This window comes from Winogradskyella ouciana, assembly GCF_965284585.1.
Classification (GTDB): Bacteria; Bacteroidota; Bacteroidia; order Flavobacteriales; family Flavobacteriaceae; genus Winogradskyella; species Winogradskyella ouciana.
Genome location: NZ_OZ260095.1, coordinates 3,358,569 through 3,368,629, shown reverse-complemented (window position 1 = coordinate 3,368,629; position 10,061 = coordinate 3,358,569). Strand labels below are relative to the sequence as shown.

General features: G+C 33.8%; 10 protein-coding genes and 1 tRNA gene. 4 read left to right on the top strand and 7 right to left on the bottom strand.

Annotated elements, in window-relative coordinates; all coding sequences use genetic code 11:
- Positions 1 to 55: 55 nt before the first annotated feature.
- The gene (locus tag ACQ65V_RS14980; RefSeq protein ID WP_430468544.1) at positions 56 to 2,566 is read right to left on the bottom strand and encodes a M14 family zinc carboxypeptidase; all 2,511 of its coding nucleotides are present in this window, start codon (positions 2,564 to 2,566) and stop codon (positions 56 to 58) included.
- Between the two features lie 311 nt (positions 2,567 to 2,877).
- A tRNA-Met gene (locus ACQ65V_RS14975) sits at positions 2,878 to 2,951 on the bottom strand.
- A 129-nt stretch (positions 2,952 to 3,080) separates the two neighbouring features.
- On the opposite strand from ACQ65V_RS14975, the gene ACQ65V_RS14970 reads away from it, so the two are divergent.
- Positions 3,081 to 3,473, top strand: coding sequence for an START-like domain-containing protein (locus ACQ65V_RS14970; protein WP_155089576.1), 393 nt, complete (start codon positions 3,081 to 3,083; stop codon positions 3,471 to 3,473).
- A gap of 69 nt (positions 3,474 to 3,542) precedes the next feature.
- The gene (locus ACQ65V_RS14965; protein ID WP_430468543.1) at positions 3,543 to 4,397 is read left to right on the top strand and encodes an aminotransferase class IV; all 855 of its coding nucleotides are present in this window, start codon (positions 3,543 to 3,545) and stop codon (positions 4,395 to 4,397) included.
- On the opposite strand, the gene ACQ65V_RS14960 is transcribed toward ACQ65V_RS14965, so the two are convergent.
- The 5 genes from ACQ65V_RS14960 to ACQ65V_RS14940 form a co-directional block, all read right to left on the bottom strand.
- The gene (locus ACQ65V_RS14960) at positions 4,394 to 4,948 is read right to left on the bottom strand and encodes a YqgE/AlgH family protein (RefSeq protein ID WP_155089578.1); all 555 of its coding nucleotides are present in this window, start codon (positions 4,946 to 4,948) and stop codon (positions 4,394 to 4,396) included. The two genes, ACQ65V_RS14965 and ACQ65V_RS14960, sit on opposite strands and share 4 nt — an antisense overlap.
- A 127-nt stretch (positions 4,949 to 5,075) precedes the next feature.
- A complete protein-coding gene (locus tag ACQ65V_RS14955) occupies positions 5,076 to 5,348 on the bottom strand; it encodes an HU family DNA-binding protein (RefSeq protein WP_155089579.1) in 273 nt (90 codons plus the stop codon).
- Positions 5,349 to 5,544: 196 nt separating this feature from the next.
- Positions 5,545 to 6,504: a methionyl-tRNA formyltransferase gene (gene fmt / locus ACQ65V_RS14950; protein ID WP_430468542.1), complete on the bottom strand. Its 960-nt coding sequence runs from the start codon at positions 6,502 to 6,504 to the stop codon at positions 5,545 to 5,547.
- Positions 6,501 to 8,396, bottom strand: coding sequence for a RecQ family ATP-dependent DNA helicase (locus tag ACQ65V_RS14945; RefSeq protein WP_430468541.1), 1,896 nt, complete (start codon positions 8,394 to 8,396; stop codon positions 6,501 to 6,503). Before ACQ65V_RS14945 ends, fmt begins: the two co-directional genes overlap by 4 nt.
- Positions 8,396 to 8,938, bottom strand: coding sequence for an AAA family ATPase (locus tag ACQ65V_RS14940; RefSeq protein WP_155089582.1), 543 nt, complete (start codon positions 8,936 to 8,938; stop codon positions 8,396 to 8,398). The genes ACQ65V_RS14945 and ACQ65V_RS14940 overlap by 1 nt, the downstream gene beginning before the upstream one ends.
- Positions 8,939 to 9,028: 90 nt before the next feature.
- Between ACQ65V_RS14940 and ACQ65V_RS14935 the strand changes: the two genes are divergently transcribed.
- Positions 9,029 to 9,322, top strand: a complete 294-nt coding sequence (locus ACQ65V_RS14935; RefSeq protein WP_155089583.1) for a DUF493 family protein — start codon at positions 9,029 to 9,031, stop codon at positions 9,320 to 9,322.
- A gap of 89 nt (positions 9,323 to 9,411) precedes the next feature.
- Complete coding sequence (locus tag ACQ65V_RS14930) at positions 9,412 to 10,056, top strand: DUF4290 domain-containing protein (RefSeq protein WP_155089584.1); 645 nt, start codon at positions 9,412 to 9,414, stop codon at positions 10,054 to 10,056.
- The last annotated feature ends 5 nt before the right edge of the window (positions 10,057 to 10,061 follow it).

The window sequence follows — 10,061 nt, the reverse complement described above, 5'->3', positions numbered from 1 at the left end:
AAAAAAGCTCAATTTTTACAAAAACTGAGCTTTTTTAAAGAGGTTTAAATATTTCTTATTGTTTAACTAACTGTTTAACAAGGGTTTGGTTTTTGGTTAAATTTTGTATTTTCAAAATATAAGATCCACCTTTTAAATGATTTAATGACGATAGTTTGATAGTTTGATTTACTGATTTTGCACTTTGATTATAAACGGTTCTACCTAATACATCATATATAGTTACTAAAACGTTATCATCAGAGATATTACTTGGTACTATTATATCAATTGTATTACTAAATGGATTAGGGTATATTTTGATATTTTTAATATTATTATTTTCTAAACCTAAAGTTTGATCAAATAAATTAACTGTATAATCCTCAACTTCACCATAAGCAAAAGTTTCACAAGGATCTGTTTGATTTGTGCCTTCATTAGCGTTGTTGTAGTATTTCATAATAACACGCATAACAGTATCTCCTGTTTTTGCAGAATTTGGTACTGTAAACGTATTTGATACTGTTTGTGGGTTAATGTAAGCTCCTGCTTCAAGTATCTTTTCAGCGTTAGTAAATATTCCGTCCTGGTCATAATCTATCCAAACAGAAACCGCTTCATTATACTGAGTAGTTTCCCAATACTTCATAACAGAAATGGTGTTTCCCGTACTACCAATTTCTATGGGACTAAAAATGGAAGAACCTCTGTAATTTGAATATCCGGAAGATGTAGTACCTAGAGAATTGTTAGCAGTTCCATTTAAGCTAACTTCTCCAATATATTCATCATTTATGTTATTACCTTGAGCAGCGCAATATGAAACTACAGCAGTAGTGAAATTTTCTGTCGGTGAATATGCCGATGAATTTGTTCCACAGTTAGAACGTACTTCATATTCGTAATTTGTTTCTGGGTTCAATCCTGTTAAACTATAAGAATCTGAATCTATATCTAAAACTTCCTCCCAAGTACCAGAGCCAACTTCTCTATATCTTAAATCATAACTAGATCCTGTGGCAGAAGACCAGCTTAAAGTAGCAGAAGATGACACTATATTGGTTGCATTTAAACTCCCAGGAACTGTAGGTGTTAAAGGAGTCATCAATACGTCTGCAAGTATTTTAGTTTGATAATTACTAATGGTTTCTGACGATAATGTTACAGATTGATAGCATGGAGCCTCGAAGATAAGGTCGTAGGTACCTCCGTAAATTGGTCTGTAATAGTCACCATCTACATCAGAAACGGTCCATGAACCTAAATCATCATGGCCTATTGCTTTAATAGTTGCTCCTTCAATAGGATTGCCGGTATTGACATCCTTTACCATACCTCTAAAACCATATGTTCCTTGAGTTAAATAATCTAATAATGCCTCTCGATTATAATTCCAGAAATCATCTAACTGATTGGCTGGTGGTTTTTTTGTGTTTGATAATTCAATTGTTACCTCTTTACATTGGTGATCGTGATTCATATAGTCTTGTCGTCCACCATTAACTAAATACCAATCTGCACCGTGGGTAATTCCATTGTTTTCATCATCCATATATCCTGCAGGCCCATCGTTTTGTGCATTATCTCTATATTCTCCAGCTGTTAATATAAACCAAGAGTCATCAGGATGTCTGTCATAAGTATTATCCCAAGGATAGTTTACCAATTCTATACCTCCATGAAAATTTGCAGATATTACAAAGTGATTATCTTCTGCTAATTGCATAAACAATAACGTCTCAGCTTGATAAACTTCACCATCTGTATGTGCTCCACCTAAATTATCTGGGTAGTTTCTGTTTAAATCTACATTGTTGCCGTTACCTCTTCTTGCGTTTGCAACCGAAGTATTATCTGCACTTAAATGATAGGTTCCGTCTGGATTTGCATTAGGATTGATCCAAATTTCTGAACCGTTAACAAGATCTGCTATCCTTGTATGGTCGGGATGTGTGTTGTCTTTGTAAGCCGTTATTATATAATCGATGAGATTTAACATCATAGGATAACCTGCTATTTCATCACCATGCATAGATGATGTATATAATAATTTTGGTTCAGCTTCATCAGTAGAGATATTATCAGAGATCTTAACAAATAGAATTTCCTTATCACCTTGGCCTGTTGTACCAATGCTAAAAAAGTCAACAATGTCTGAGTGCTCAGTTTCAAAATTTTGCATTTGAGAAGCATAGTCTGCATAGGTTGGATAGGCCGTCAAAGGGAACTCTAATGTATATCCTGGCTTCGGAGCTCTTGAAAATACACTTATGTCGTCTGACATTAATCTTTCATTAATATCGTTATCTTCTTCAAGTACTTTATAGGAGATATTCATTGTCAAGAAGTTTTCAAATTGTTCTTGGTTAGCCCATGCCTTAACTTCTTTTGTATTTCCATTAAAATTTACAATCGTTAAAGTTTTTGATAACGATTTTAGCTGTTCTTTAGTTTCAATTTTGAAATTGAAAGTCAGTTCTCCCTGAGTGTTGAGTAAATTGTCAACTTCTCTTTTTTGAAGCTCTTGAGAGAAGGCTGTTGACAATAGCATACAGGCCAAAAGCCACAAAGTAATTTTTTTCATCAGATTTGGGGTTAAATGAAATTTATGTTGAGTGCAATATATAAATTATATTAAAAACATCTATAAAACGCATAAAAAAACCGATGAAATGCATTTTAATATCAAAATCTACTTATATAATTGTACACTTAGATATTTTTTAATCTGAAAAACTAAAGAGTTAATATTGATTTCATGGTTAATTTCCTTGAGTTATAAATTAGAATACTTAGTAAAACATAACCTAGTTATTAAACCTAATAATTTATGGAGTAGTTTCAATAGAAGGCATAAAAAAAGCCCAACACTTTCGTGCTGGACTTTTACTGCTGTAGCGAGATCGAGATTTGAACTCGAGACCTCCGGGTTATGAATCCGACGCTCTAACCAACTGAGCTACCTCGCCATTATTGCGGCTGCAAATATAAAAACAAATTCAACGACAACAAACATTACATTCTAAAAAAATAATTTTAGTTTAAAGTTTTGAATTGTACCATAATTGTATATATTGAGCACATAATAAAATGCTTATATGGAGGACAAAGAAAAATATGAAATGGAGTTTGTTATACAGGCATCTCCTTCACTTATATATCAATATATATCTACACCTTCAGGCTTGTCTGAGTGGTTTGCTGATAACGTTAATTCTCGAGGAGAATTATTTACGTTTATTTGGGACGGTTCGGAAGAACAAGCAAAATTACTAACCAAGAAAAGTGGAGAACGTGTAAAATTTCGCTGGCTCAGTGATGATGAAGATGGTGCAAGTTGCTATTTCGAAATCCGTATACAGGTAGATGAAATTACTAAGGATGTATCTCTTATGATTACAGACTTTGCGGAAGAAGACGAGATAGAAGAAGGAAAAATGCTTTGGGATAACCAAATCTCTAGTCTTAAACAAGTTTTAGGCTCAAGGTAACAAGTAACTAACTCAACTATTATATCTTTGTCTCGATTTAATTTTAAACTAAATCGGGACTTTTTTTTTATGATAAATTTTAACGGAAATCTTGTCGCTGAATCAAACTCTAAATTGACTTCAGAAAATAGAGGATATAAATACGGTGACGCTCTTTTTGAAACTTTAAAAGTTGTAAATGGTAAAATCTTTTTTTGGGAAGATCATTACTTTAGACTCATGGCTTCAATGCGTATTATGCGGATGGATATTCCCATGAACTTTACCATGGAATTTCTCGAAGCAGAAATTTTAAAAACTCTTGAAGCTAATACATTGCTTGATGCTTCAGCCAGAGTAAGATTAAATGTTGATAGAGGAGAGGGTGGCAAGTATTTACCTGATGAAAACTCGAAAGTTAATTTTAATATAGTAGTTGAACCTCATAACAATCCGTTCTATACAATTGATGCAGATAAACCTTATGTAGTTGATTTGTACAAGGATTTTTTTATGGCTCCTGGCTTATTATCGGGTTTAAAATCTAACAACAAATCTACACAAGTCATTGGGAGCGTCTATGCTAAGGAGAATGATTTCGACAACTGTTTGGTTCTCAATACCAATAAAAATGTGATTGAGGCACTAAATGGCAATTTGTTCTTGGTAAAAGGAGACAAAATTAAAACACCACCATTGGAGGATGGTTGTCTTAAAGGTGTAATGCGTAAGCAAGTTCTAGAAATTTTGTCCAAGGATGTTAATCTCTATGTTGAAGAAACCTCTATTAGCCCGTTTGAACTACAGAAAGCTGATGAATTGTTTATTACAAATGTTATAAAGGGTATTGTGCCAATATCAAAATATCGTAAGAAGAATTATGGTAGTGATTTTGCTCAGAAAGTAGTGGGAAAACTTAATGCCAAATTGAGGCTGATGTCTTAATTATAACTCGGATTTTCTGGTGCATTGGACCAAATGCTATAATCTCCACCAAGTTCTAGCATCTTTTCGCGCCAAAACGAATTACATGACTTGGCAATAATATCATTGTTGTATATATTTTCAGAAACCAACCAGGCATTAGACTCTAACTCGCTGTCTAATTGTTGTTCTGCCCAACCAGAATAACCCAAGAAAAACCGAATATCATCTTGTGAAATCTTTTGGTTATTGATCAAATCGAGAACAATATTAAAATCTCCTCCCCAAAAAATACCATTAGAAATCTCTACACTATTTGGTATCAATTCTGGAGATTTATGAATAAAATAAAGATTATCCTGCTCTACAGGTCCACCATTGTAAACCGTAAATTCTGATTCGGTACCATCAATAAGATCTTTTAGATTATAATCTAATGGTTTGTTTAGTATAAACCCAACAGAGCCTAGCGCATTATGATCTGCTAAAAGTATCACTGCACGATTAAAAGACATATCTCCAATAATGGATGGTTCTGCAATTAACAAATTGCCTTTTTCGGGTTTTGTCATCTTAGCTGGCTGTTTTTGCTTACTAAATCTATGGTATTTTTGCCATTTAAACAACTTAAACTCCTAAAATTAGAACAAAAAAAAGCCTACTCATTGAGCAGGCTCTGTATTTTTAAGAAAAAATGTCTTAGTTTACTGCGCTACTTAAGTCAGAACCTGCCTTAAATTTCACTACATTTTTAGCTTTAATCTTGATAGTCTTACCAGTCTGTGGGTTTCTTCCGTCTCTTGCCGCTCTTCTAGAAACTGACCAAGAACCAAATCCTACTAAAGAAACTCTGTTTCCTTTTTGTAAAGCTCCTTCGATGTCAATTAACATAGAGTCTAATGCTTTTTTTGCAGCTGCTTTTGTAATTCCAGCATTCTCTGCCATACCATTGATTAAATCTGTTTTGTTCATAAAATTTTAAATTTAAATTGTTAAAAATTCGGTTTTTAATTATGATTCTTAAAAATCCGTACACAAATTTATTAGGAATATTAAGCTACGCAAGTAATAGCAAGGGAAATAAGCGATTTTGTTAATAAGTTATAGCATTTGTTAATAAAGGAATGCATTTTGTCGGATTTTTTACTATACCAACAGCGATAAGGGTTCACAGCAGTTTTGCACTTTTTGAAAATTCAAAACCATTTAAAAGTGATTTTACATCCATTTTTCGTTTTCCTGGAAGCTGAATTTCGTTCACTTTAATATAACCTCCTCTACATGCTACTTTTAACTCGTCCTTCGAAACAAAAATAGATCCTGGTTTATGGCTGTGTTTGTCTAATTCTTTTTCAATACCATATATTTTAATGGTAAGGTATTCCTCATAGCCATTGTCTAAATAGCACCAAGCTGCTGGAAAAGGATTTAAGCCACGTATCTTATTATATATGGAGTCTAAATCTTGTTCCCAATCAATTTTACAATTATCACGATTGAGTTTATAAGCCGTTTTTAAATCTTCTGACTGTGGCTGAATGGTTGTGGAGACTTTGTCTTTTTCTATTAATCTTACCGTTTTTATAACTAAATCACTTCCAATAGTCATTAATTCATCATGAAGTTCGCCAACTGTTGTGCCATCATTAATTTTGGTTTCTTCACTTAGAATTATGGCACCAGTATCAATTTTTTCATCGATAAAAAATGTGGTGACACCAGTTTTAGTTTCTCCGTTGATTATAGCCCAATGAATTGGCGCAGCACCCCTATACTGCGGCAATAAAGAAGCGTGAAGGTTAAACGTACCATATTCTGGCATTTGCCAAACCACTTTTGGTAACATTCTAAAAGCGACAATAATCTGTAAGTTGGCCTTAAGTGCTTTTAATTCTTCAATAAAGGATTCTGCTTTTAAATTTTTAGGTTGTAGAATATTAAGATTGCGCTCTAAAGCAAACGCTTTGACTGCAGATGCTCTTAATTTTTGCCCACGACCTGCTTTACGATCTGGTGCTGTAATGACTCCAACCACATTGTAATTGTGGTCTAAAAGCCCTTTTAGGGAAGCCACAGCAAAATCTGGCGTTCCCATAAATACAATCCGTAAATCTCGTTTTTGTGTCATTTTAAGGTGTAGGTATTAGCTTGGGTTATTTTAATTTTTTTAATTTCCATTAATTCTGAAAGAGTTTGCAACAATTCTTTTTCGGTACAATTAATGGATTTTAATAATTGTCGCGAAGATAAATCTTCTGCTTGTAACGCTTTAAGAATAAGGTTTGAAATATTAATTTTTGAATCTTTTTCTCTATGTGAAACTTTTGCTGTACAAACCGAACACTGACCACATGTTTCTGTGGTTTTTTCGCCGAAGTAGGCGAGCAGTTGCCGATTTTTACAAACGGAATCATTCTTAATATAATTAAGGACAGCTTCAACTTGTTTGTGTTTCAATTGATGTTGTTGCTCAATGGTTTTAGCAATGGGATTTATGGTGATATCGTCCTCACGAGGTTTCAGTAATGTGATTTCAGAATCGGTATTTGCCATTTGAAGGCTAATAACCTCGTCTTTCTCTAAACGTTTTAATTGTTCTATAATTGCTTTTTCCGATAGGTTGGCTTTCTGAACAACCAGATTCAGGTTCACTTTTGTTTCATAATCAAAGATGCCACCATAGGTTCGTAATAGAACTTTAACCACAGTATTTAGATCTAAATGTGTTTCGAGATATTGAAACAGTGCAGAATTGGTTGTTAAAAATTGAATCTTAGTTCTAAAATTAAAATGCTGTGTTAAAGCTATTATTGAATTTCTGTCTAACACCAATAGTGCGTTATAAGTTATGCTAGCATTCAATTGGTATGTAGAACAAAATGTTTTAAAATCGAACTGATGCGTACTATTTTCTCCTTCGCCATAAGCAATCTGAAAATAGTTGCAAAGCTTTATGTAAACCTTCTTTACAAAGTAAACAGAAGGTAATGTGCTCAAAAACTGATTGCGCAAATGATCTTCGTCAATGTGCTGTTTTAAAATAATAGCATGTGCCAACTCTCCATCGCGACCAGCACGACCAGCTTCTTGATAATAACTTTCTAAACTTTCTGGTAAATTGAAATGAATTACTGTTTTTACATTAGCTTTATCAATTCCCATTCCAAAAGCGGTTGTAGCGACCATAATTTGCTTTTGTCCATTCAACCATTGTTGCAGACGCTCCTGTTTTTCCTTGTTGGTTATACCTCCATGGTAAAACGTTGAAGAAAATCCTTTGGCTTCTAAATAAGTGTTAATCTCGGTTGTGGCACGTCGATTTCGCACATATATAATGGAAGCGCCTTTATATGTGTTTAAAATATATTCTAGCTGAAATAATTTGTCATCCGTGTGGATAACCTGATAAGCAATATTGGGTCTGGCAAATGATGCTTTAAAAATCTTCGGATTGATAAAATCCAAATTATCAACAATATCATCAATGACATTGTGTTTTGCAGTAGCCGTTAACGCAATGCAGTTGACTTGAGGGTGTAATTGCCTTAAGATTGAAATATTCTTGTAAGCTGGCCTAAAATCATTTCCCCATTGACTGATGCAATGCGCTTCGTCAACAGCAATGAGATTAACCTTCATTTGCTGAATACGTTCTTGTACTATGGGCTGTTGTAATCTCTCTGGTGAGAGATATAGAAATTTATAATTTCCATAGATACAATTATCCAATTGCGTATCCAATTCATTATATGGCATGCCAGAAGTTAACGCAATAGCTTTAATGCCTTTATGTTTTAGTGTGTTAACCTGATCTTTCATTAAAGCAATTAAAGGCGATACTACAATGCAAATGCCATCTTTAATCAGTGCAGGAACCTGAAAACATATCGATTTTCCACCTCCAGTTGGTAGTAAGGCAAAAGTGTCTTCATTCTCTAAAACCGAATTGATAATGTCTTCTTGTAGTGGTCTAAAAGAGGTGTAATTCCAGTAGCGTTCTAAAACTTCTATCGGATGCATTACTGAATGTTTAGTTCCTTAAGTATAAAATCAGACCTATCTTCTATTGAACCAAAAGGCACATCGATAAGTTGATAGCCAAAACGCATATATGTCTTTAATAAATGCTCGTGAATTTCAATGGCTTGTTCAAAATTTTCATAGCGTTCGCTATCACTTGTAAAGATTTCTTGCCAAGGTGCCAAAACAAAAACAAAATCATACGTATTGGTATTGCAAACATCGATGAAATACTGTGGGTATTTGTCACCTATATAATCCATATATGCCAAAACGTCTGGTAAACCTCTGTCTAAAAACACCACAGATTCTGTTGCTTTACCAGCATCCTTAAACTGCTGCAGTCTGCCTTCCAATAATTTTTCACTAAAAAGCAAAGGTTCGGTGAGAAACAATTGTTCAATGCCATCTTTTCTAGCTTGTAAAGTGACTTGTCTGGAGATTTCATCAAAACAGAGAAAACCACGTTCTTTTAAGTGATTGATAATTGAGGTTTTTCCTGTTCCAGGGCCACCAGCTATGACAACTTTTATAGGATTCAAATTGGCAATGTTTTTGCTATATAATAAGTGAATAAAAATAAAGATAAAAATGTAAAGTTAAGTGTATCTTTGCAACTGAAAAATTTTGATATGAATAGTTCTAAAAAAAGTGAGGAATTTTACGAAAAATTAAAATCACAATTGTACGATACAGCCATGTGGCCAACGGAGTATCTGTATAAGTTTATTGTGGTTTCTAAGGGTACGGGAATAAAAGATATTGAAGATTTATTCAATGATTTGGGAGCTGTCATTAATACCAACGAATCCAAGAAGGGAAAATATACAAGCGTCTCTATTAACGTTAGAATGAAAAACCCTGAAGCCGTAATTGAAAAGTATAAAGAGGTTGCCGAAAACGTTGATGGTGTAATTTCTCTATAAAATTTATATATGCTGCTTAAAATTTTGTACTTTGCAGCAAAACCTAGAGACTTCAGGTTTTAAAATTATTTACTACACATTTTACAATTTTGATTGACGATTTAGAATACAACACAGAACGCGAGCATTTAATAATTCCTGAGTATGGACGCCATCTACAAAAGATGATAAACTATGCCAAGTCTCGCGAAACCAAGGAAGAACGAAACAAGTTAGCAAAAGCTATTATTTCTGTAATGGGAAATCTACAGCCGCATTTACGAGATGTGCCAGATTTTCAGCATAAGTTATGGGATCAGCTATTTATAATGTCTGATTTTGATTTAGACGCTGATTCTCCGTTTCCGAAACCTTCAAAAGAAGAGTTAACCGCTCGGCCAGAACCGTTAAAATATCCTCAGAATCATCCAAAATATCGTTTCTACGGAAATAATATTAAAACGATGATTGATGTGGCATGTACTTGGGACGATGGTGAAATGAAAGAGGCATTGGTTTATACCATTGCTAATCACATGAAAAAGTGTTACCTCAATTGGAATAAGGATACCGTTGAAGATGAAGTTATCTTTGGTCACCTATTTGAGCTTTCTGATGGTAAGATAAACTTAAAAAATAAGGATGAGGATTTAACGGATTCTTCAGACTTAATGAGATCCAAATCCAAGTATAGTAAGAAAAGCGGTCCAAAAAAATCTAAAAAGAAATATTCCAACAATAGAAAACGTTACTAAAACGT